18 protein-coding genes are annotated in these 22728 nt (G+C 56.4%); 7 read left to right on the forward strand and 11 right to left on the reverse strand.

Annotated elements, in window-relative coordinates:
* The first annotated feature begins 25 nt into the window (after positions 1-25).
* Both purH and VEB01_RS06650 read left to right on the forward strand, forming a co-directional pair.
* Positions 26-1588: a bifunctional phosphoribosylaminoimidazolecarboxamide formyltransferase/IMP cyclohydrolase gene (gene purH / locus VEB01_RS06645; RefSeq protein WP_324873919.1), complete on the forward strand. Its 1563-nt coding sequence runs from the start codon at positions 26-28 to the stop codon at positions 1586-1588.
* Between the two features lie 31 nt (positions 1589-1619).
* Positions 1620-2858 (forward strand): (Fe-S)-binding protein, encoded by a 1239-nt coding sequence (locus VEB01_RS06650; RefSeq protein WP_324873921.1) that lies wholly within the window; start codon positions 1620-1622, stop codon positions 2856-2858.
* An 85-nt stretch (positions 2859-2943) separates the two neighbouring features.
* Here VEB01_RS06650 and speD read toward each other — a convergent pair whose 3' ends face one another.
* Positions 2944-3738, reverse strand: coding sequence for an adenosylmethionine decarboxylase (gene speD / locus VEB01_RS06655; protein WP_475441530.1), 795 nt, complete (start codon positions 3736-3738; stop codon positions 2944-2946).
* Between the two features lie 115 nt (positions 3739-3853).
* A complete protein-coding gene (locus VEB01_RS06660; protein ID WP_324873923.1) occupies positions 3854-4273 on the reverse strand; it encodes an OsmC family protein in 420 nt (139 codons plus the stop codon).
* Positions 4274-4391: 118 nt separating this feature from the next.
* Here VEB01_RS06660 and crp point away from each other — a divergent pair, with 118 nt between their 5' ends.
* Positions 4392-5039 (forward strand): cAMP-activated global transcriptional regulator CRP, encoded by a 648-nt coding sequence (crp, locus tag VEB01_RS06665; protein ID WP_324873924.1) that lies wholly within the window; start codon positions 4392-4394, stop codon positions 5037-5039.
* A 53-nt stretch (positions 5040-5092) separates the two neighbouring features.
* Here the strand turns inward: crp and VEB01_RS06670 are convergent, their stop codons facing one another.
* From VEB01_RS06670 to VEB01_RS06700, 7 genes are all read right to left on the reverse strand, one after another.
* On the reverse strand, positions 5093-6727 hold the full coding sequence (locus tag VEB01_RS06670) for an ArnT family glycosyltransferase (RefSeq protein ID WP_324873925.1): 1635 nt from the start codon (positions 6725-6727) through the stop codon (positions 5093-5095).
* A 184-nt stretch (positions 6728-6911) separates the two neighbouring features.
* The gene (gene prlC, locus VEB01_RS06675) at positions 6912-8957 is read right to left on the reverse strand and encodes an oligopeptidase A (RefSeq protein ID WP_324873926.1); all 2046 of its coding nucleotides are present in this window, start codon (positions 8955-8957) and stop codon (positions 6912-6914) included.
* A gap of 57 nt (positions 8958-9014) precedes the next feature.
* Positions 9015-10376 (reverse strand): HDOD domain-containing protein, encoded by a 1362-nt coding sequence (locus VEB01_RS06680; protein ID WP_324873928.1) that lies wholly within the window; start codon positions 10374-10376, stop codon positions 9015-9017.
* A gap of 44 nt (positions 10377-10420) precedes the next feature.
* The gene (locus VEB01_RS06685) at positions 10421-11398 is read right to left on the reverse strand and encodes an HDOD domain-containing protein (RefSeq protein ID WP_324873930.1); all 978 of its coding nucleotides are present in this window, start codon (positions 11396-11398) and stop codon (positions 10421-10423) included.
* A gap of 546 nt (positions 11399-11944) precedes the next feature.
* Complete coding sequence (gcvT, locus tag VEB01_RS06690; RefSeq protein ID WP_324873932.1) at positions 11945-13045, reverse strand: glycine cleavage system aminomethyltransferase GcvT; 1101 nt, start codon at positions 13043-13045, stop codon at positions 11945-11947.
* Positions 13046-13181: 136 nt separating this feature from the next.
* Complete coding sequence (locus VEB01_RS06695) at positions 13182-15314, reverse strand: sodium-translocating pyrophosphatase (protein ID WP_324873934.1); 2133 nt, start codon at positions 15312-15314, stop codon at positions 13182-13184.
* 59 nt (positions 15315-15373) lie between these two features.
* Positions 15374-16636: a 6-phosphofructokinase gene (locus VEB01_RS06700; RefSeq protein WP_324873935.1), complete on the reverse strand. Its 1263-nt coding sequence runs from the start codon at positions 16634-16636 to the stop codon at positions 15374-15376.
* Between the two features lie 189 nt (positions 16637-16825).
* Between VEB01_RS06700 and VEB01_RS06705 the strand changes: the two genes are divergently transcribed.
* Positions 16826-17158: a PilZ domain-containing protein gene (locus tag VEB01_RS06705; protein WP_324873937.1), complete on the forward strand. Its 333-nt coding sequence runs from the start codon at positions 16826-16828 to the stop codon at positions 17156-17158.
* A 27-nt stretch (positions 17159-17185) separates the two neighbouring features.
* Here VEB01_RS06705 and VEB01_RS06710 read toward each other — a convergent pair whose 3' ends face one another.
* Positions 17186-17866, reverse strand: coding sequence for a class I SAM-dependent methyltransferase (locus VEB01_RS06710; protein ID WP_324873939.1), 681 nt, complete (start codon positions 17864-17866; stop codon positions 17186-17188).
* Positions 17867-17901: 35 nt separating this feature from the next.
* On the reverse strand, positions 17902-18576 hold the full coding sequence (gene radC / locus VEB01_RS06715) for a RadC family protein (RefSeq protein ID WP_324873941.1): 675 nt from the start codon (positions 18574-18576) through the stop codon (positions 17902-17904).
* Positions 18577-18688: 112 nt separating this feature from the next.
* Between radC and coaBC the strand changes: the two genes are divergently transcribed.
* Genes coaBC through VEB01_RS06730 form a run of 3 tightly spaced genes read left to right on the forward strand, consistent with a single transcriptional unit; the run spans position 18689 to position 22727 of the window.
* Complete coding sequence (gene coaBC / locus VEB01_RS06720; protein ID WP_324873942.1) at positions 18689-19909, forward strand: bifunctional phosphopantothenoylcysteine decarboxylase/phosphopantothenate--cysteine ligase CoaBC; 1221 nt, start codon at positions 18689-18691, stop codon at positions 19907-19909.
* On the forward strand, positions 19878-20333 hold the full coding sequence (dut, locus tag VEB01_RS06725) for a dUTP diphosphatase (protein WP_324873944.1): 456 nt from the start codon (positions 19878-19880) through the stop codon (positions 20331-20333). Before coaBC ends, dut begins: the two co-directional genes overlap by 32 nt.
* A 24-nt stretch (positions 20334-20357) precedes the next feature.
* On the forward strand, positions 20358-22727 hold the full coding sequence (locus VEB01_RS06730) for a phosphomannomutase/phosphoglucomutase (RefSeq protein ID WP_324873946.1): 2370 nt from the start codon (positions 20358-20360) through the stop codon (positions 22725-22727).
* Position 22728 lies beyond the last annotated feature (1 nt).

A 22728-nucleotide genomic window follows, 5' to 3' on the forward strand; every position in this document is an offset into this window, starting at 1 on the left:
ACGGCAGCAGCCACCACCTCCCCTTATGAACATCAGGATAGCCCGAGCTCTCGTCAGCGTGTCAGACAAAACCGGACTTGTGGAATTCTGCCGGGAATTAGCTGCCTTTGGGATCGAGATCCTGTCATCGGGCGGCACGGCCACGCTTTTGCGCGAAAACGGGATCGCCGCCGTGGAAGTGTCCGACTACACCGGTTTTCCCGAAATGATGGGCGGGCGGATCAAGACCTTGCACCCCAAGATTCACGGCGGCATTCTGGGGCGCCGCGGGATTGACGAGAATGTGATGGTGCAGCACGGCATTGATGCCATCGATTTGGTGGTCGTCAACCTTTATCCCTTCGAGCAGACCATCGCCAAACCGGACTGCGAACTCGCCGAAGCCATCGAAAACATCGACATCGGCGGCCCCGCCATGATCCGTGCGGCCGCCAAGAATCACGAGTCGGTTGGCGTCGTTGTCGATCCGACCGATTATCCGCTGGTCCTCAGGGAACTTCAGGACCAAGGCGGCTGTCTCTCCGGCGATATGCGATTCAAGCTGGCGATCAAAAGCTTCCGGCACACCGCCGCCTATGACGGCGCCATTGCGGCTTATCTCAATAAAGTCGAAGGCTCCGACATGTTCCCCGACCCGCTCGTGATGCGCTTCCGCAAAGTCCAGGCGATGCGCTACGGGGAAAATCCGCACCAGAAAGCGGCGTTCTACGTGGAACCCGGCGCCCCGAGCGGCACTGTCGCCACGGCGAAACAGCTGCAGGGAAAGGAACTGTCCTACAACAATATCGCCGATGCGGATGCGGCACTGGAGTGCGTCAAGACTTTCGGCGACTCGCCCGCCTGCGTCATCGTCAAGCACGCCAATCCATGCGGCGTCGCGCAAGGCAAAACACTGATGGAAGCTTACGACCGCGCCTATGCCACCGATCCGACCTCCGCATTCGGCGGCATCATCGCCTTCAACCAAGCGCTGGATGCGCAGACCGCCCGCGCCATCATCGAAAGACAGTTCGTGGAAGTGATCATCGCCCCCCGGTTAAGCGAGGAAACGCTTCAAGCTCTGAGCGGAAAGGCAAACGTGCGGGTTTTGGAATCCGGTCCCTGGCTGGCTGTTCCCACGCCGGAGTGGGATTTCAAGCGCGTATCGGGAGGCCTTCTGGTACAAGACCGGGACATGGGCGCTATCGGCCGCGAGGATTTGCGCATCGTCACACGGCGCGCGCCCGCCGAGGACGAGATGGCCGATCTCTTGTTTGCCTGGAAAGTGGTCAAGTACGTCAAATCCAATGCCATCGTCTATTGCAAGAACCGTCAAACCATCGGCATAGGCGCAGGACAAATGAGCCGCGTTTATTCAGCGCGTATTGCGGCCATCAAGGCCGCAGATGAGGGGCTTTCCGTCCAAGGCTCGGTCATGGCCTCGGACGCTTACTTCCCATTCCGCGACGGGGTGGATTCGGCCGCCGCGGCCGGGATCACCGCCGTCATTCAGCCTGGCGGCTCGATACGCGATCCGGAAGTGATCGCGGCCGCCGACGAACACGGCATGGCCATGGTCTTTACCGGAATGCGGCATTTCCGTCATTGATGGGCCTTACAGTCTCGTTTTGCGAATTTCCTTGAATCAATCCGAACGCTTTTCCGATACCGACCTCTGCGTCAAATGCGGGCTATGTTTGCCCCATTGCCCCACCTACAGCAAGACTCTGGATGAGAACGAATCCCCGCGCGGACGTATCGCGCTGATCCAAGGCTGGGCGCAGGGCTCACTTGAGGCGACACCAGAACTAACCCGGCATATCGACAACTGCCTGTTGTGCCGGTCTTGCGAGGCAGTCTGTCCGGCCTATGTTCCTTACGGACATCTTGTCGATCGGTTTCGGAGCGAAACCGGCGAAGCGGGGAAAACAGCGTCCACGCGCCTCAAATCCGCCGGGATCAGGAGAGCGCTGACCAATAAACGCGCTTCCCATTGGGTGGAACAACTGGTTGGAAAATCGGGCGCTTTAAGTCAAGGGCTGCTAAGAAAGACCGGCCTCTTGAGAGCATTTGGACTGGCGGAATTCGAGGCGGGACTCCCGGATACCTCCACGTCTTTACGCTGGAATGACTTTTATCCCGCACAAGGCAAAAACGAGCGTGACGGGATAGCCCTGTTTCTCGGCTGTACGGCGAACCTTCTGGATGCCGAAACCGTCGCCTCGGCATTGCTCGTGCTGAATCGGCTCGGCGTCGGCGTTCGGGTTCCGCACACGCAAGCCTGCTGCGGCGCACTGCATTACCATGCCGGCGACCAAGCCCCAGCTCATGCGCTCATGAAACGCAATCTGGCTGCTTTCGATCTGCCTGACGTGGACACGGTCGTGACGATAGCCAGCGGCTGCGGTGCAATGCTGCGCGACTATCCGCAATTGGAATCCACAGCACCCGATTTTGCCGCAAGCGTCAAAGACGTCAGCCAGTTCTTGGCCGAACTCTCCTGGGCGAACGAAGTTGAGTTCAAACCGTTGCCAGCCAAGGTTTGTGTACATACGCCTTGCACCCTTAAGAACGTATTACGGGCGGAACGTTACGGGGCCGATCTGCTCCGCCGCATACCGTCTCTGGAAGTAGCGCCCCTGCCGAGCGGGCAACGCTGCTGCGGTGCTGCGGGCAGCTATATGCTGGAGCATCCCGAGATGGCTCAAGACTTGCGCAATGATGTGCTGGAACGGGTGGCGGCCGTCAACCCCGATTTCCTGGCAACGTCCAATCCGGGGTGTGCACTCCATCTGAGAGCGGGCTTAAAGAAAAAAGGAATGGGGCGAGTCGAAGTGCTGCACCCGGTCACGCTACTTGCACGGCAGCTCATTCAATAAAAAAGCCGGCCCGAGTTCCGGAGCCGGCTTCCGTAGTAACTGTCCTTAACGACGCTTACAACGTCGTGCTAGAGACTGTAATCCGTCATCTCCGCAGCTTGTAATTTCGGCCGTAGAAGATTTCCGCCATTTCGTGCTTGAGCTGCTTCTGAATGGCGATCCGTTCCTCGTCGGTCAACGCATCCTTGTCGGTCTCAAACAGATAGTTGTCGAGATGGAAATCCTTCAGGATCATCTTGGTGTGGAAAATTTTCTCCTGATAGACATTCACGTCGATCATCTGATACCGCTCCGCCATCACATCCGAAATGTAGTTCTGAATGGACGTGATTTCGTGATCGTTATAATGCTTCTGACCGCTGATATCACGGGTGAAACCGCGCACGCGGTAATCCATGATCACGATGTCGGACTCGAAGCTGTGGATCAGATAATTGAGCGCCTTCAACGGCGAGATTCGGCCACAGGTGGATACGTCGATATCGGCCCGAAAGGTGCTGATGCCGCCGTAAGGGTGGCTTTCCGGATAAGTGTGCACCGTGATATGGCTCTTGTTCAGATGCGCCACGACGGATTCCGGCGCGGGACCCGGCGCCTCCACGTTGGTAATGGTATCCGGCACATGACCCTCCGAAATGAGCATGGTCACGCTGGCACCTTGAGGCTCGTAATCCTGGCGTGCTATGTTCAAAATTTCGGCACCGATGATCGCATTCACATCGGTCAATATCTGCGTTAAGCGTTTGGCGTTGTACATCTCATCGATGTACTCGATGTAACGACGCTGCTGCTGTCCGGATTTGGCATAGCAAATGTCGTAAATATTGAAGCTCAACGATTTGGTGAGGTTATTGAAACCGTGTAACTGCAATTTTTCCATCGATCTAACGATTACCCCCGTAGTCGGTTGTAACTACCACTTGGTCACGCGCGCCTCTGAATAAAGAGCTGGGCCGGTGCCAAGAGTTCATGAGACCGAGAAACCTGTCCATCGTTCACTCGATTTCGACGATTTCGTAGTCATGTGTGATTTGTGCCGTTTTCCCCAGCATAATCGACGCGGAACAATATCTCTCCGCGGAAAGCTGAATAGCCCGATTAACCGCCGCATCGCTCAGCTCTTTGCCTTTGACGATGAAGTGCACATGGATCCGAGTGAAAACTTTGGGGTCTGATTCCGCCCGTTCGGCCTCCAGCTGCAGCTCGCAATCCCGTACGTCGTGCCGCCCCTTGCGTAGAATGTGCACTACATCGAATGCGGTGCAGCCCCCCATTCCCATCAGCAACATTTCCATCGGGCGAACGCCGAGATTCTGGCCGCCCGATTCCGGCGGCCCATCCATGACCACCGTGTGGCCGCTGCCGGACTCGGCCAGAAACATCGCATTTTCTACCCACTTGATGCGTGCCTTCATTGAAGACCCCCGAGTAAAAATAGCCGCATACTTTATCACAATTCACTGCCGGGCCAAGTGAATTTAATCGCTGCTAGACTTTATGGACCGCTTTCCATTCATAAGATCCACAACGCTTATGCACGCTCTCTCGAAATTGGACGAGGCCCTGGCAAATCTCCTACATTATTGCCATCGCCGTCGTTATCCCAATAAGACGAATATCATTCGGCCGGGAGACCCCGGAGACACGCTCTATTACATCATCGAGGGAGCCGCTACGGTCAGTATGACGCATAAGCCAAGCGGCGAGGACATCGTACTCGCTTACCTGAACAAGGGCGATTTTATCGGCGAAATAGGTGTATTCATGGGTCCCATGCCACGGGAAGTGACGGTCATTACCCGGGAACCGAGTTTGCTCGCCGAGATCGGTTATGCCCGATTCTCTCAATTGCTCAAAGGCGAACTCGCCGAACACGCCGTCGGCATTATGAATATCCTAGGGCGTCAACTGTCTCTGCGACTACTTCATACCAGCCGCAAGGTAGGCAGTCTCGCATTCCTTGATGTCTCCGGCCGCATCGCTCATACGCTTATAGAGCTATGTCAACAGCCCGAAGCGCTGACGCATCCCGACGGCATGCAAATCCGCATCACCCGGCAGGAGCTAGGCCGCATCGTAGGCTGCTCCCGGGAAATGGCAGGCAGGGTCCTGAAAAACCTGGAAGAACAAGGGCTTCTTTCGGCCAAAGGCAAAACGATCGTCGTTTATGGCACTCGTTAATCCACGGTTTTCGCCCGGAAACATCGCTTTGGGCTCGGCACCCCGCGCTCCGTTCAATCTGGCAGTCGGTCCAGCACATCCGGCCACGCAAGCAGACTAGACGCTTTCCATAACCCAACGCGGCGATTGCCTCGATAGGACTGGGCAAACTCAGCATTCTCCTCAAGGGCTTTTTTGTTGCCACGATAGACGATGACGACATAATCACTGGGGTGCGCCGTCAACCATTCGGACAGCGCCATGCGCGTGTGAAGCACCTGCAAAGGCGCCTTGAGCCTCCCGACGAACTGAAAATCCCCGCTGTATTTTTCCCAATGCGCAATCGACACTCCCTGCTCCTGTAATTGGCCAATGCGAGCCGCGATGGGCCGCATGTCGTGATGGGATCGTTCCGTTTCGACATAAATCAGATGCGCGGCCAACACGACGCCGATCATCGCCCCAGTAACTCCACACACCATTTTTGCGGAGCTCTTAAATCTCCATAGCAGCAGACAAACGCCCAACCCGACTATCAGCGTTATCGCGACAACGGGTGTTTTCTCGGCGATTTCCACGACGGTACTACTGGCATTCGGAACGCCAAAAATGCTTACGACAGTGGGAAGCAAAGCCAATGCTAGCCCCAAGCTAAATACGATCGCTCCGAAAACCCGCTGACCGAAGAACCCCATCTGAATTGAAGGATCGCCCGATAGGCGGGCAAGGATCAGCGCCCAAACAGGCAAGGACGGAAGCAGATAATGAATTTGTTTGGCACTGATAGCCGATAGCAGAATTAACACGCTTACAACGTGAAAAATGCAGAAACGTAGTTTCAGGTCCGTTTTCAGCTTCTTGACATTACGCCAGAGCCCTGGCCAAAGCACCCAAGGAAACAGCAAAACCGGCAACATGGCGGCATACCACAACCAAGATCGCCGGTGAGCGAAGGAATTGGCGATACGACCGGCCGACTGACCCCAAAAGATCGCTCGGCGATACTCTTCTCCCCCAGCCATACCGGCGGGGATAGCCCACACCAACGCAATTGTCGCTCCTAAGACGGTCGCCGCCAGGATACCGGCATACCATCCGGGCCAGCCCGAACGCGGAACCCGTCCCACCCACCAAGGCGCCAACAGACCCACCGGCAGTATGAACAGCAGGATTATAGGCCCCTTGGATAATACTCCTCCGCCAATTCCGACCGCTGTCATCAACCAGCCAAGATAGGGGGATTCCTGGCTTGCCCGCAGAATACCCAGCACACCCAACAAGGTGAAAAAGGTCACCAGCATGTCGTAAAGGGTGAGAGTCGTCCACAAGGACCAAACCGCAAGACTGAGCAAAATCAAAGGAGCCAGGCGGGATGCCGACTCCAATTCAGGCCACAGCCGGCGCGCCAAGCGCTCGGTCAGGACGAGATTGGCCAACCCGAACAAGGGACCGACGAATCGGGGCGTCCAGTCGTTGACGCCGAAGATGAGCCAGCCTAAATGAATGGCCCATTGGAAGAGCGGCGGCTTGTGACTGTACGGTTCACCGTTCAAATACGGTACGAGGAAATCGCCTCGCTGCCACATCTCCCAGGCTACCGATACGACGCGGGTTTCATCGACGGGCACAAGAGGCCTAAGGGCGAGGCCAGAGAAAACGAGAATACACCAGAGGAGGACGTAATCCCTGGCAATCGGCCGGTATGGCATAGATATCGCTATTATGGATTAACTTTCGTTACGAAAAACCGGCGCCCCCAAAGCACCGGCGTTTGAGCCTGTTCATCTGACTCGACGGCAAGCTGCGGACTATATGTTTAAAGACGAGATAGCTGGCGGGCGAAGACACTTACGTCGACCCTGCCCCGCCTTGCGAGACTAGTGAACTTATCCGCTAAGCCGCTTCAACGATGCCGTTGTGCCTAAGCAGAGCATCGATCGTTGGCTCGCGGCCGCGGAAGGCAGTGAAAAGCTCCATAGCCTTGCGACTGCCGCCCCGCTCAAGGATGTTTTCCAAGAACGAACGGCCTACGTCAGGCGCGAAAACGCCCTTTTCTTCGAACAGCGAGAATGCGTCGCTGGATAAGACTTCGGCCCATTTGTAGCTGTAATAGCCAGCCGCATAACCGCCGCCGAAGATGTGCGAAAAACTGTGCGGGAACCGGTTAAATGATGGTGGGATGAATACCGCCACCTTTTTTCTGACATCGTCGAGAATCGGGTAAACCCTCCCGCCTCGGCTCGGCTCGTATTCCAAATGAATACGGAAATCGAAAAGACTGAATTCGAGCTGGCGGACCATCTGCATGCCGGATTGAAAATTGCGGGCCGCCGTCATCTTGTCCAGCAAGTCTTTCGGCAAAGGCTCGCCCGTCCGATAGTGGCCGGATATAAGCCCGAGCGCCTCCGGCTCCCAACAAAAATTCTCCATGAATTGGCTCGGCAGCTCGACCGCATCCCATTCGACACCGTGGATACCCGAAACACCCAGATAATCGACCTTGGTCAGCATATGGTGCAATCCGTGGCCGAATTCATGGAATAGGGTCAACACCTCGTCATGCCGCAACAAGGAGGGATCGCCATTCGTTGGGGGCGTAAAATTGCAGGTCAGGTACGCAACCGGGTGTTGGATGTTTTGGCCGATTCTGCGCCGAGTGACGCATTCGTCCATCCAGGCTCCGCCACGTTTTTTGGGCCGCGCATAAAGATCCAGGTAGAAACTACCCAGCAACTCACCCGAGCGGTTATGGATTTCGTAGAACTTAACGTCCGGATGCCATACGTCCACCCCGGATTTTTCCCGAATTTGGAGCCCGTACAATCGCTCGACTACGCCGAACATTCCGGGAACAACCCGAGTCACGGGAAAATAGGTTCGAATCTCTTCTTCGGAAAGGGCGAATTTGTACTGCCGAAGTTTCTCGGAATAATAAGTCAGATCCCAGGATTCTAAGGTTTCCTGACCGTGCTCCCGGCTGGCGAAGCCTTGCAGCTCTTCGAGATCGCCCCTCGCGTGCGGCAAACTGCGGTGTGCCAGATCGCTCAGAAAATGCATCACCTCGTCAGTCGAAGGCGCCATCTTGGTGGCGAGCGACAACTCCGCATAATTCGAGAACCCTAGGAGCCGCGCTTCCTCATGCCGCAAGGCCAGCATTTTCTCCATGACCTCGGAGTTGTCCCAGCGTCCGGCGTTAGGGCCTTGATCGGATGCGCGGGTGTTGTAGGCAATGTAGAACTCGCGGCGTAAATCCCGATCGTCGGCATAAGTCATCACGGCGATGTAAGACGGGAATTCCAGACTGAACAGCCAGCCGTTCTTACCCTGCGCTGCGGCCGATTGACGCGCCATCGCAATCGCCGACTCGGGCAAACCGCTCAGAAGCTTCTCGTCTTCTATATGTTTGCTCCAGGCGTGAGTCGCGTCGAGCACGTTATCCTGAAATTGACTGGAAAGCTTGGAGAGCTCCTGAGCAATCTCCTTGAAGCGGGACTTTTTCTCCGGAGACAATTCGACGCCGGACAAACGGAAATCCCTGAGAGCGTTTTCAAGAACTTTCTTTTGGGCGATATCCAAGCCGGTCGCACCGGCGCTTTCGGCGAGGCTGCGATAAGCCGCGTACAGATCCTCGTTTTGCCCGATCTCCGTGGCATATTCACTCAACCGCGGCAGACATGCATTGTAGGCCTCCCTAAGCTCGTCGCTGTTCACCACGGCGTTCATGTGACTCACCGGAGACCAAGCCTTGTTGAGCCGGTCATCCAAATCCTCCAGCGGTTCCACCAAGTTTTCCCAGGCATACGTTTTCCCGGATTCGAGCAGTTCCGCGATAGCCGCTCGATTCTCTTCCAGTATTCGATCCACCGCCGGCACGACATGCTCGGCTTTGATGCGGGAAAACGACGGAAGACCATCCATATCGAGTAATGGGTTGCTCATAGTTTCAATAAGAATTCAGAGAAAACGGGGACGACTTTTGGACGGGATACAGCCGGATCAAGTTTCAAAAAACTTCATAGCCTCATGGATTCTATCCTTGGCTTCGTGCAGCGCATTAAGGGCATGAGTCGGCGACAACTGATCGTCCTTGAGTTTGGAGTACGCCGGAACGGAATTGATCGCCGGCAGCTCCGCCATACGAGACGTACCGATACAGCTATGCAGCCGAGATAAGATCACGACATCACTGAGGGCCAGTGCATTGCCGCTGTCGTGATACCAATCCTCGGCCAGCACCGGGATCTCTATCAAATCGGCAGGGAAACCCCACTTTTTCAGCAAAAAGGCGCCTACTGGCCCTCGAACATAGGGTATCGCCGACTCGATCTCGTCCGGACTCCAGTACTCACGAGGAAAATTTTCGGCAAAATAGAGGAATGGTACGACGCCGATATCGGCAATCAATCCGGCGAGCAAGGCTTCCTCTTCGTTCACCCCCTCGTTTTCGGCCGCTAAAACATAACAGAGGCTGGATAGGTTAATGCTTGTCTTCCACTGCTCGTGAAGAATCCGGCTGATGTAAGGATCTTTACAACTGAAAATCTGCCTCAGGCAAAAGCTGGTCACCAGATTGCGGGTCGCCGTCAACCCCAGACGCAAAACCGCGTTCTGACAATTATTGATAGGGCGAGCGGGCAGATATAAGGGGCTATTGGCGACATGGACGAGTTTGGCGGCAACGGCGGGATCGAGCTGAACGATCTTGGCGGCTTCGTCGATGCCGATATCGTGCTGTATAGCCTGCCTGAGCTTGATTGCCACATCGGGCAAAGAGGGAATTCGCAGTTCCTCCTCGCCATAATATTGGGAGAAAGCCTGAAACAACCGGCTTTCCCGGACGGCCTCCGGAATCTGCTTGTCGTTCGGATCTATCAGCGTTTGCGCCGACTCGTCCCTGACGATGCCCTGGCTCATGATCTTGCTGGCGACGCGCAAAATCTGAATTTCTGTTTGCGCATATGCCGTGGCACTGTACTGCTTGCCGCAACACAGGGGAAATCTTGCTTTGGCGGTGTCGGCGCCGATCTCGTAAGTTTTTCCGCCACCGACGTCCATCAGAACCGTCCCTTCCAAGAGGTAATGAATCGATTCGATCGGTTCCCCGGAGTTAAATAGGATTGTGCCGGGGCCATATACCTCGGCCTTCCGCTCCAGGACAAACGCGTTCAGCTCATCTTCGCTAAGGGTGCGAATCGGGAACAATTGCTTCAAGATATCCAATGTAATGGACATCCGCTCCCGCGACGAAGGCACGACTTTCACTGCCCCCGGAGCGGCCTTCGGTCCTACCTCGGCGGCTTGCACCGCGGGATCGGCTGTTTTGCCCCTAAAACCGAAAATACGCGTCAGCAAACTCATTTCTCAACTCTACCACAGGACTATCGGAAGCTCTTACACATAAATCACTGACCGAAGACTTTCATCGTTTCGGCAATCTGCTCTTTGGCATCGTACAACACCTGTAGCGACTGCTCCGGCGTCAAAGTGGCATCTTTGAGCTTGGCATAAGCGGGCAATTCGGTAATGGGCGGCAAATCTCCCATCTTGGGCGTACCGACATAGCTGTGCCAGGCCGCCAGCCGGACAACATCGGCCAAATCCAACCGGTCCGTACCGGACGAGTAACTCCACTGCTCGGCTATGAGCGGAAGCTCGATGTATTCGTCGGCAAATCCCCACTTGGCAAGCATATATTGCCCCACCGGTCCTTGGATTATTGGCAATGCCCCCTCAAGCTCGGCGGAGCCATGATACTCAGAGCGAAAATTTTCGGCAAAGGAAAGAAAGGGAATAGCGCCGATGCGCACAATCAAACCACCCAATAACGCTTTATCCGGGTCCACTTGACCAGTTTTGGCTGCCAACACGGAAGAGATCACCGATAGCTGAAGGCTGCGCTTCCACATGTCCTGCATTAATTTTATGATATGCGGGCTCCCGGCATTAAAGAGGCCTTTCATCCCCATGCTGAAAATGAGGTTGCGAGTTGCCACCAGGCCCAAGCGGGTAATAGCGCTCTGACACGTCTTGACGCGGTTGGCCGTGAGATAAAGAGGGGAATTGGCAACCTGGATCAGTTTAGTTGCAAGCGCAGGATCCATTTGGACGATCTTGGTCGCCTTTACGAAATCGATTTCCTCATGCATAGCCTGCCGTAATTTGAAGGCAACGGACGGAAAAGCCGGCAGTTCGAGCGTGCCTTTGTGAAAGGTGCGGCAGAAGACATAAAACAAACTGCTGCCGCCCAATTCCGGAGGAACCGGCAACCGCGCCAGATCCGGCGGAGCTATTGTTTCGGCTTTCGATTTCTCGTCATACTGCTGCAAAATCACCGTAGGGACACGCAACACCCAAACATCCGTCCAAGCGTTCGCCACCACCGAGCTCCGCTCGTCACGATTGAGAGGAAAGCGCGCGGCGTCGCTATCCGAGTCCACCTTCAGCATGGCGCCGCGTTCCGGTCCGATCATAACCGCGCCTTTGAGCAGGAAAAAGGCTGCCTCGGACACTTCGCCGCCACGGAACACAACCGTTCCCGCCGGATAGAACTCCATTAGGCGCTCGGAAGCAAAGGCAATCAGCTCTTCCTCGCTAAGTCGTGCGAACGGTGCCAAACGCCTGAGAATCTCGGGAGGAACCGGTTCGGTCCGGATGCGCACAGGCTCGGCAACGGCCGAACCCCGAGTGTGGGACCCTGAAAAGATCTGAATATCGGAGAGAGCGGCTCTCCTCCTCGCGGCGATTAGCTTAAATCCGAGCCAGCCCGCTACGCCGAGACTGATAATGCCAATTGCCAACACTAAGGTATTCATCTGTGACCGCTTACACTCAAAGGCGGAACATTATTTTTCGTTTATGTAACACTCTTCAAACAAAATTAACCGAGCTCGTGTTAACCGCTCTTTAAAAGACTAGCCTAGTAACCGCTAAATTCGATCCAGATCGAAAGCCGGACGACCCTGCCTGACAAAGCGAGGCGGAATAACCCACGCCTCTTTCAATTGCCCGCGAATATCGACCCAACCGCACTCGTAACTCCCGGGGGGAAGACGAGCAAAGGCGACGGAGCGATTTAGTGTAGGCGAGAAAATTCCGCTGGTAATAATACCCTCGCCAATCTCCGGAATGACGACCTTTTGACCGTGGCGCAGAACGCCTTTGTCCTTTAACACGAGCCCGGCAAAACGCCGCAAAGCCCCGGTTTTCCGCTGATCCTCCAGTGCCTTGCGACCGATAAACTGCCGCTCGACCGGCTCCCAGGCGACCGTCCATGCCAACCCGGCCTCTAATGGAGTTACGGTCTCGTCCATATCCAGCCCATAAAGGCGCATCCCGGCTTCCAGCCGTAAGGTGTCCCTAGCACCCAGTCCGCAGGGTCTAACTCCATTAGCGATTAACCCTTCCCAGAAACGCCGAGCATCGGCACGAGGCAAAATGATTTCGTAACCATCTTCGCCGGTATATCCGCTACACGATACGAACCAATCACCGGTCTCGGTAAACTCGAATGACACTAGGGAGGTCACGGCCTCACGCAATTCGGGGGGCAGACAACCGTGCGTTTTGCGCCTTGATTCCGGCCCTTGCGCCGCGATGATCGCGAGGTCCTGCCGGGGCACGATGCTTAAAGAAAATTTCGAGGCATGCTGCTGCATCCAAGCAATGACCTTATCATGGGTCGCGGCGTTGCTCACGATTCGAAATCGATCCCCTGCCCTGCGAAAAACGGTCAAGTCATCCAGGATACCGCCGCTCTCGTTAAGCATGCAGCTATACAGAGCCTTGCCGGGATGGCTCAATCGATCGACGTCGTTCGACAAGAGCATCCTCAGAAATCCATGGCAATCCGCGCCCTCGAGATCTATGACGGTCATGTGCGACACGTCAAAAACGCCGGCATCACGTCGCACAGCATGATGTTCCTCCACTTGCGATCCGTAATGCAGCGGCAACTCCCAACCCGCGAACTCCACCATCCGTCCGCCGGACTGTCTATGGATGTCATTCAAGATTGTCTTACGCACCATGGGCTCGGACCTGATATCAGTGAATGAATGTTTGCTTAGACCTGATCGCCAGCAGATACCACCAAGACAAAGGCAATAAATGCAAGAAACAAAGAGGCCGGCAAAGCCGGCCTCGATAACTGCGTCGTCGCGTCACTTACAGTAACGGAATGATCAAAAGAGCCACAATATTGATGATCTTGATCATCGGATTGACTGCCGGGCCCGCCGTGTCCTTGTACGGATCGCCAACGGTATCGCCGGTCACCGCAGCCTTGTGGGCTTCGGAACCCTTGCCGCCGTGATGGCCGTCCTCGATATATTTCTTCGCGTTATCCCAGGCGCCACCTCCGGTGGTCATGGAAATGGCCACGAATAACCCGGTAATGATCGAACCGATTAGTACGCCGCCCAATGCCTCCTTGCCGAGCAGCAGCCCCACCAGAATAGGCATCGCCACGGGCAATAGGGACGGCACGATCATCTCCTTGATCGCAGCCATAGTTAGCATGTCCACCGCACGCGAATAATCGGGCTTGGCTTTGTATTCCATGATGCCGGGAATCTCCCGGAACTGCCGCCGAACCTCGTTGACGATTCCGCCCGCGGCGCGACCCACGGCCTCCATGGCCAAAGCACCGAACAGATAAGGCACCAAGCCGCCGATGAAGAGGCCGATGACTACCATATGGTTCGACAAATCGAAGCTGATATCGCCGCCCAAATTATGGGTGTAGTCGGCGAACAGCACGAGTGCGGCGAGCCCGGCGGAGCCGATGGCATAACCCTTGGTAACGGCTTTCGTGGTATTGCCCACGGCATCGAGAGGATCGGTAATATTGCGGATTTCCGCAGGCAAATCGGCCATTTCCGCAATGCCCCCGGCGTTATCCGTGATGGGGCCATAGGCATCCAAGGCAACGATCATCCCGGTCATGGACAGCATGGCGGTAGCGGCGACGGCGATTCCGAACAGACCGGCCAGCTCGTAGGCTCCCCAGATGCTGGCGCACACGGCCAGAACGGGAGCCGCCGTAGACTTCATGGAGATGCCGAGCCCCGCGATGATATTAGTGGCGTGTCCCGTGGTGGATGCCGATGCGATATGCTGAACGGGGGCGAACTCCGTCGCCGTGTAGTATTCGGTGATGGCTACCATGACGCCGGTAAGAATAAGACCGATGAGGGCGGAGAAATAAATGCTGTGCGCCGAAATCGAAGTGCCCCCGAAAGAGATATCGCCGCCGAACAACATCAGGGTGACCGGATAGAATGCCAGAGCCGCTAACCCGCCCGACACGATCACGCCTTTATAAAGACCGCTCATGATCTTGCGACCTTCGGTCACTTCCACGAAGAAGGTGCCGATAATGGACGCAATGATGGAAATTCCGCCGAGCACTAGCGGGAACACGATGACTGTTTCCGCCCCCGCGGTGAGGAGACTGCCCAGCAGCATGGTTGCGACGATCGTTACGGCATAGGTCTCGAACAAGTCAGCCGCCATGCCGGCGCAATCGCCCACGTTATCACCCACGTTATCGGCGATAACGGCAGGGTTTCGGGGATCGTCCTCGGGAATTCCGGCCTCGACCTTACCCACCAAATCTGCGCCCACATCGGCGCCCTTGGTAAAGATACCACCGCCCAAACGGGCAAAGATGGAAATCAACGAGCCGCCGAATGCAAGTCCTACCAAGGCGTGCAAAGGATCTTCGATACCAGCGGCTTTAAGAATCGCATAGTAACCGGCGACCCCCAACAGGCCCAATCCGACCACCAATAAGCCCGTAATAGCACCACCCCGGAAGGCGACGGCAAAAGCGGCGTTCATGCCTTGATAAGCCGCCTGTGCGGTGCGGGAATTGGAGCGCACCGAGATGTTCATGCCGATGTAACCCGCAGCGCCGGATAGCACCGCACCGACGGCAAAGCCGATTGCGACAGCCCACCCGAGGGCAAAACCGATAACTAGGAAGAGAACACCGCCGACCAAACCGATCGTCTTGTACTGTCGGTTCAAATAAGCTTTAGCGCCCTGCTGAATGGCGGAGGCAATTTCCACCATGCGCGCATTGCCCGGCGATTGGGCATTGATCCAGGCAATGGAAAGGATTCCGTAGATCAGGGCGGCAACCGCGGCCGCGAAAGCGAAAGCCACGCCCCAACCGACAGCGAAACCGATGTATAGGAACTCGACGAGTCCCAAACCGGCAATCAGTTTACAGCGGCGGTCATTTAGCACCAACCGGACGCCCTCTTGCGCGCGGGCGACGAGTAAATAAGCCATTTTCTCCTCCTCTTTTACTAGTTCTTGTTTTTACGTCACATGGGGCATGAACTCGGAAATCAAATTGCGAATTGGCTGGTTAACTTTCTGGGGACCGACGCGTTTTTCAAAACGACGTAATCCGGCAAGCCGTCTTTGTACGGCGGGTAATCCTCGCCCTCTATCAAAGGCTGCAGATAGGCGCGACAGGCATCGGTAATGCCAAAGCCGTCCGAAGAAATGAATTCCCGCGGCATTTTCTTTTCTACATTGGCTACTTCAGACAAGTTCGCGTGACCGATTCTCCACTGATAAGGCGAATCGGAGGCACGAACGATAGTGGGCATGACCGCGTTCCTGCCCTCCAAAGCCAATTCGACAGCGGCCTTGCCGAGGGCGTAAGCCTGTTCAACGTCGGTTTTCGAGGCAATGTGCCGGGCGGCGCGCTGCAGGTAATCGGCCACTGCCCAGTGATATCGGTAACCCAGCGCATTCTTGACGAGTGCGGCGACAACCGGAGCAGCGCCACCCAACTGGGTGTGGCCGAAAGCATCCTTAATGCCGGCATCGGCCAGGAACTTGCCGTCCGTCCCTTTCACGCCTTCGGAGACCACGATCGAGCAATAGCCGTAGCGCTTGACCTTCTCGTCGACCGCAGCCAAGAACCTTTCCTGATCAAAGGTGATTTCGGGAAATAGGATGATCAGAGGAATATCGCGTTTTTCATCCGCCGCCAGCCCTCCGGCCGCGGCGATCCAGCCGGCGTGACGCCCCATGACCTCGATGACGAATATCTTGGTGGAGGTAGCCGACATCGAAGCCACGTCGAAACTGGCTTCACGGGTGGATACGGCGATATATTTGGCTACGGAACCAAAACCGGGACAGTTGTCGGTAATGGGCAGGTCGTTATCGACGGTTTTGGGAATATGGATGGCGCACAGCGGATACCCCATCTTTTCCGCAAGCTGCGAAACCTTCAGGCAGGTATCGGCCGAATCGCCGCCGCCGTTGTAGAAGAAGTAACCGATGTCGTGGGCCTTGAAGACTTCGATCAGCCGCTCGTATTGCGCCTTGCTCTCCTCAAACCCTTTCAGTTTGTATCGGCAGGAGCCGAAAGCACCGGCCGGCGTGTGCCGCAAATCGGCAACGGCTTGATCGAATTCCTGCCCCGTGTCGATAAGGTCTTCGGTCAATGCGCCGATAATGCCATTTCGCCCCGCATAAACGCTGCCCATACGATCGCGGTGCTGCCGCGCGGTTTCGATCACGCCACACGCCGATGCATTGATTACGGCGGTTACACCGCCGGATTGGGCATAAAATGCATTCCGAATGGTCATAGCCGCCCTTTTCGGGAGTTTTAGGAGTGGCCTACATTAGAACAATTGCCCTGCTAGTACAAGGCGTTCGGGTTCGGATTTGAATGGGGCGCCACGTCCATCTAACCTTATCTCCGTGTAAATCTCATCATACTCTTCTCACGATGCTGCGTTATCAGAGACACAGCCGAACGCCATAGGCAGCCGAATATGCAGGAAAGAAGAAAAAGCATCAGAAAACAAGCCCATCACCCCTTGGCGGTTACCGATCGAGACCGAGATGCATTACTCGGTTATCTCGTCGACATCAGCTCGGAGGGCATCATGGTTCTCAGCCCCGAGGCCATTCCGACCAATCGGGTATTTCAACTCGGCCTGGAGCTACCTGCCGATATCGACTGCGGCCCAGCGGCCTTGTTCGGCGCGGAGAGCTTATGGACGGAATCCAGTAGCGAGCTGGAAAAATACTGGATAGGCTTTCAGATTATCGATATCGCCCCGGAACACGCCCAAAAAATCCGGCGATTGATCGATGCTCTTTGATTCCCGATTGCCCGTCGGCGCACGCTCTTAAACCGTTTCCGAGGAAGAAAGCCGACCGGAGACGACAAGATGGCGGTCGCTGACGGTATTAACTGCAAAATCGGTCAGCCCGGCAGCCTCCAATTGTGCGCGGATTTCATCCGGCCAGTAGGCTGCCCGAAGGGAATTCGAGAAATCCCTTCTTAGCACCTCGGGCGCATCGGCCGCATAACGCAAAACCAGATCCTCCAGCCGCTCATCGTCTGCGGGCCGCAGCAAATCCATGATAAAAACCGGTGCTCCGGGCTTACCCCAACGCTTTACTGCCGTCCACAACGCCATCGGGTCGGCCAGGTGATGAAGCAGGGAGTTCGAGATCACCGCATCGTAGGACATCAGCGGTAAGGTCGCATCGGGCAGATAGGCCTTGATCAGCCGGACACGTTGCTCCAACCTTGCCGAGCGAACGATTTTACGGCCGAATTCGAGCATCGCTTCGGCTCCATCCACGCCATCTATCCGGCAACCCGGAAAAGCGCGGGCAAAACGTACGGTCACGTCGGCCGAGCCGCAGCCCAGATCCAAGACCGGGCCCGCAAGTACGTCATCCGGGAAGGCTGTTTGAAAAAGGGAGACGAAGCGATCATGCGGCTCGGAAAAATCGGCTTCCGCATAGGCGCGGGCCTGATCTTCCTCATCCATCAATTCCGGCTCGGGCACGCGCTGCATGCTGACCTCCGTTGACCATATCGATTATCGGAACACTATATTAATCCGTGCTCGGCAAAAGAATACGCATCTCCGTCACCGACGATAAAATGGTCGAGCACGCGAATATCGATCAGCGATAACGCTTGCTTGAGCCTTTGCGTAATGTGCTTGTCCGCCTCGCTCGGCTCGGCGATACCCGAAGGATGGTTGTGTGCGAAGATGACTGCCGCGGCATTGAATGACAAGGCCTTTTTCACGACTTCCCGAGGATAGACGCTGGCACCGTCGATAGTGCCCCGAAACAGCTCCTCAAATTCGATGATCCGGTGCTGGTTGTCGAGAAACAGGGCGGCGAATACCTCGTGAGGATAGCTGCGTAATCGCGCGGCGAGATAGTTGCGGGTCAGATCAGGGCTCGTTAGCGCGCTCCCGCGCCGGAGCGTCTCTTTGAGATGTCTTCGAGCCATTTCGAGCACGGCCTGGAGCAGCGCGTATTTGGCGGTACCGAGTCCGTGGCTGCGGCTGAACCGTTCGAAATCGCTTTCCAGCAAAGCCCTCAACGAACCGAACTCGATCAGCAGTTCGCGAGCCAGATCCACCGCGGTTTTGCCTTTGACCCCCGTACGCAGGAAAATCGCCAATAGCTCCGCATCCGACAATGCCAGCGGTCCTTTCTGAAGCAGCTTTTCCCGCGGTCTTTCATCGTCGGGCCAATCCGTGATGGGCATAGCTCTCCCGTCCAAATAAAGTGTTTCAAACCGAATCGCAGCAAAGCATAGAAGCCGCAACGCAAACTTGCCATAATGCGGCGCCGTAACCTCTTATCAAAACCAGCTAGCATTGACGAATCTCACGGGCAAACACATTGTCTTAGGCATCACGGGCGGTATCGCCGCGTATAAAGCCGCAGAGTTGACAAGATTGTTGCGCAACGCCGGCGCCTCGGTACGGGTCGCCATGACACATGCCGCAACGGCTTTCGTTTCTCCGCTGACGTTTCAGGCGCTTTCGGCCAATCCGGTGCATACCGAACTGCTCGATACGGGCGAGGAATCGGCCATGGGACACATTAGCCTGGCCCGATGGGCGGATCTGGTGCTGATCGCACCGGCCACGGCTGATTTCATCGCTAAGCTTAGAGCCGGACTCGGCGACGATCTTTTGTCGACACTGTGCCTGGCGACCCGCGCCCCCATCGCCGTCGCCCCCGCCATGAACCAAGCCATGTGGGACAACCCGGCGACCCAAGAAAACGTCCGCTGCCTGAGGGACAGAGGCATGCGAATACTCGGGCCGGAGGAAGGGGGCCAAGCTTGCGGCGAAGTCGGCATGGGCCGGCTGCTGGAACCGCAGCAGATATGCGATGAACTGGGAAGCTTCTTCGATAACGGCGTTCTGGCCGGGCTGTCCGTCCTGATCAGCGCAGGGCCGACCCGCGAGGCGATCGACCCGGTGCGTTACATCAGTAACCGAAGCTCGGGCAAAATGGGCTATGCGTTAGCGGAAGCCGCCACCCAGGCCGGGGCAAAGGTCAGTCTGGTTACCGGCCCCACGGCGCTGAACGCCCCTCGGGTGCACGATCTGTCACGGGTCGAGAGTGCCGCGGACATGTACCGCAGCATCATGGACAAGGTCTCGTCCGCTAATATCTATATCGGTGCCGCGGCAGTGGCAGACTATTGTCCGGCAGCCCCCGAGAAGCAAAAAATAAAGAAAAACGAATCCGAAATGGTTCTGACACTGAAAAAAACTCAGGACATACTCAGCGCCGTCAGCGCCTCGGAAAAACGCCCTTTCACCGTCGGCTTCGCCGCCGAAACCGATCAACTCGAAGACCATGCCCGGCAAAAACTGGCTGCCAAGTCGCTGGACATAGTTGCCGCCAACTGGGTCGGCCGCGAGCAGGGCGGGTTCGAAAACGACGACAACGCGCTCTTCGTGTGCTGGAACGGCGGTCACGCTTATTTGCCGTTAGCCCCGAAGAAGACTATTGCCGAACAGCTCATCCGACTCATTGCCGAACGCTACCATGCGCAAAATCCAGCTAAAAATCCTCGATAAACGCCTCGGCGGCGAAATTCCCCTGCCTCATTACGCCACGTCCGGAGCGGCCGGACTGGATCTCCGGGCCTGTTCGGACGAGCCGCTCCGACTCGAGCCCGGCGAGACCAAGCTGATTCCGACGGGACTCGCCATCCACATCGAAGATCCGGACCTTGCCGCCGTACTGTTGCCGCGCTCGGGACTTGGCCACAAGCACGGCATCGTGCTCGGCAATCTAGTCGGCCTGATCGATTCCGACTATCAGGGCCAGGTTTTTGTTTCCTGCTGGAACCGTGGAAACGAACCGTTCGAAATCCAGATCGGCGACCGAATTGCCCAGATGGTATTCGTGCCGGTGGTCCAGGTGGAATTCGAGCAGGTCGATGAATTCGAAGCCAGCCGGAGAGGCGTTGGCGGCTTCGGACATACCGGGCATCGATAGAATTTCAGACGAAGAGAAAGCACTATGAGTTTGGGGCGTCTTTTTTCTCTGATAGCGGCGGCCACATCCGCGCTGACGCTTCTTACCGGCGCCGGGCTTTACCTGGCCGCCTGGCAGAGCGCCACGGAAAACGCTTCGGCGACCGTTCAAATGGCCGCCCAAGCCAGCGCAAACAACATTAAGCAATCCATCGGCCTTCTGAATCAAATCCTGGATCAGCTGGCACGAGATTCTCATCTGGCACAAGTCATCCAAACGGGCGATACATCGGCAATTCTGGCCGAGGAAGAACGATTGACTCACCTGATCCCCGGCGCTTCGCTCGTGCGCCTCCTGCCGGAGGCAGTAGCCGCGTTGGACGAACAACGCACTCCACACATGGGCTATGCGGATCTCGACATGGTCCGTCAAGCCAAGACCGCCAATCCGCTACCCGCCATGCACGCCGCCAACACCTCGGACGCACATCTCGCGTTGGCCCGGCGGTTTACCCAAGGCGGCGGCGTTATCCTGGCAAGTCTTTCGCCCAATATCGCCGGCACAGGCAGCCTGCCCATATTAGCCGATGGCGCAGTGGAGTTGCGCCAAGACGCCTTGAGCCTGGCTTACCAGGGGAATGAAGCCTTGAAAGGCGAATCGCCGAGCGGCGAATTGGCTGTCTCGGGAACACCTTGGAAACTCGTCTATTGGCAACCGGCTTCCGTCAGTACGGCAGGCCTTTGGTTTTTGCTCATTCCCCTCGTATCGGCCGCCGTCATGGGCGCCTGCACCTTCTTTGTCTACCGCTGGTCGGTCAAGGCCGTCACACAGGACCAGGGCAGCGTGCTAAAACTGGTCAAGGACCTCTTCACCGGTAAAGTACAAGGCCATTATCCCGTTCAAATCAAAGATCTTCAGCCACTAATAATCCAGCTCACGCAATTGAAGCGCGTCACTCGAAATGCTGACGCACAAGCCGCCATCCCCGTTACCGGAGAAGATCGAGCGACGGGGGAAACGGTAGAGAGTCTGCCGACGGTTGAAACGATTTCTCCCACCATTTTCCGCGCTTACGACATCCGGGGCGTGGTCGGCGATACGCTGACCCCCAAAGTGGTTCACTTAATCGGTCTCGCCATCGGCAGCGAAGTCCAGGAAAAAGGGGAACAGCGGGTCGTCGTCGCCCGCGACGGCCGCTTATCCAGCCCGGAGCTGAGCCAAGCGCTGAGCAAAGGGTTACGGGAAAGCGGGTGCACCGTAATCGATGTGGGGTTGGCGCCGACTCCGGTGCTGTACTTCGCCACCTACGTGCTCAATACCCGGTCGGGCGTGATGATTACCGGCAGCCACAATCCGGCTGATTACAACGGGCTCAAAATCGTCATTGCCGGCGAAACCCTGGCCGAAAAAGGCATCCAAAAGCTTCGGACAAGAATTGAGAAGAACGACTTCTCAACCGGCCAGGGACAGGTGGAAAAGCGGGATATCGTCCCTAGCTACATCGAACGGATTGTCGACGACACCCAAGTCGGGCGCCCCATGAAGGTCGTAGTCGATTGCGGCAACGGCGTGGCGGGCGATATCGCGCCGACGCTTCTCGAACAGATCGGCTGCGAGGTGGTGCCGCTCTTCTGCGACGTCGACGGCAATTTCCCCAACCACCACCCGGATCCCAGCAAGCCGGAAAACCTGGAAACGCTAATTCAAACCGTCCTTCGCGAACAAGCCGATCTGGGCGTGGCATTCGACGGCGACGCCGATCGGCTCGGTGTGGTCGATTCCTCCGGCAAGATCATCTGGCCGGACCGGCAAATGATGGTGTTCGCCGCCGATGTGCTGTCACGCGAACCGGGAGCGGACATCATTTACGACGTCAAATGCACTCGGCATTTGGCCGGCCATATCATCCGACACGGCGGGCGGCCTTTGATGTGGAAAACCGGCCATTCGCTGATGAAAGCGAAGATCAAGAAAACCGGCGCCTTGCTGGCCGGCGAGATGAGCGGACACATCTTCTTCAAAGAACGCTGGTTCGGCTTCGATGACGGCATATACGCCTGCGCCCGCTTGGTGGAAATTCTCTCGGGCGATCCGCGCTCGACCGCCGAAGTCTTTGCGGAACTGCCCGACAGCGTCAACACACCGGAAATCAACGTCACCTTGACCGAGGGCGAAAACTTCAAGTTTGTTTACAAGCTTCAGCAGATTGCCGATTTCCCGGACGCCCGCATCACCGATATCGATGGCCTCCGGGTCGACTTCTCGGACGGCTGGGGTTTGGTTCGCGCGTCGAACACCACCCCTTCGCTCGTCATACGTTTCGAGGCGGACACCCCGAAAGCCCTCAGCCGCATTCAGGGACAATTCAAGGCTTTGATGCTGAAAGTGAAACCCGATATTGCCCTACCGTTCTAAT

The sequence above is a fragment of the Methylocaldum sp. genome, from assembly GCF_035627495.1.
In the GTDB taxonomy this organism is placed as follows: domain Bacteria; phylum Pseudomonadota; class Gammaproteobacteria; order Methylococcales; family Methylococcaceae; genus Methylocaldum.

What these genes read in the sequence shown, in the direction of transcription:
- VEB01_RS06660 (WP_324873923.1), bottom strand. Translation starts at nt 4,273, where the DNA reads ATGAAGGCACGCATCAAGTGGGTAGAAAATGCGATGTTTCTGGCCGAG.
- VEB01_RS06695 (WP_324873934.1), bottom strand. Translation starts at nt 15,314, where the DNA reads ATGGCTTATTTACTCGTCGCCCGCGCGCAAGAGGGCGTCCGGTTGGTG.
- gcvT (WP_324873932.1), bottom strand. Translation starts at nt 13,045, where the DNA reads ATGGTGCGTAAGACAATCTTGAATGACATCCATAGACAGTCCGGCGGA.
- VEB01_RS06710 (WP_324873939.1), bottom strand. Translation starts at nt 17,866, where the DNA reads ATGCAGCGCGTGCCCGAGCCGGAATTGATGGATGAGGAAGATCAGGCC.
- crp (WP_324873924.1), top strand. Translation starts at nt 4,392, where the DNA reads ATGCACGCTCTCTCGAAATTGGACGAGGCCCTGGCAAATCTCCTACAT.
- prlC (WP_324873926.1), bottom strand. Translation starts at nt 8,957, where the DNA reads ATGAGCAACCCATTACTCGATATGGATGGTCTTCCGTCGTTTTCCCGC.
- VEB01_RS06700 (WP_324873935.1), bottom strand. Translation starts at nt 16,636, where the DNA reads ATGACCATTCGGAATGCATTTTATGCCCAATCCGGCGGTGTAACCGCC.
- speD (WP_475441530.1), bottom strand. Translation starts at nt 3,738, where the DNA reads ATGGAAAAATTGCAGTTACACGGTTTCAATAACCTCACCAAATCGTTG.
- purH (WP_324873919.1), top strand. Translation starts at nt 26, where the DNA reads ATGAACATCAGGATAGCCCGAGCTCTCGTCAGCGTGTCAGACAAAACC.
- VEB01_RS06680 (WP_324873928.1), bottom strand. Translation starts at nt 10,376, where the DNA reads ATGAGTTTGCTGACGCGTATTTTCGGTTTTAGGGGCAAAACAGCCGAT.
- dut (WP_324873944.1), top strand. Translation starts at nt 19,878, where the DNA reads ATGCGCAAAATCCAGCTAAAAATCCTCGATAAACGCCTCGGCGGCGAA.
- radC (WP_324873941.1), bottom strand. Translation starts at nt 18,576, where the DNA reads ATGCCCATCACGGATTGGCCCGACGATGAAAGACCGCGGGAAAAGCTG.
- VEB01_RS06730 (WP_324873946.1), top strand. Translation starts at nt 20,358, where the DNA reads ATGAGTTTGGGGCGTCTTTTTTCTCTGATAGCGGCGGCCACATCCGCG.
- VEB01_RS06670 (WP_324873925.1), bottom strand. Translation starts at nt 6,727, where the DNA reads ATGCCATACCGGCCGATTGCCAGGGATTACGTCCTCCTCTGGTGTATT.
- VEB01_RS06705 (WP_324873937.1), top strand. Translation starts at nt 16,826, where the DNA reads ATGCAGGAAAGAAGAAAAAGCATCAGAAAACAAGCCCATCACCCCTTG.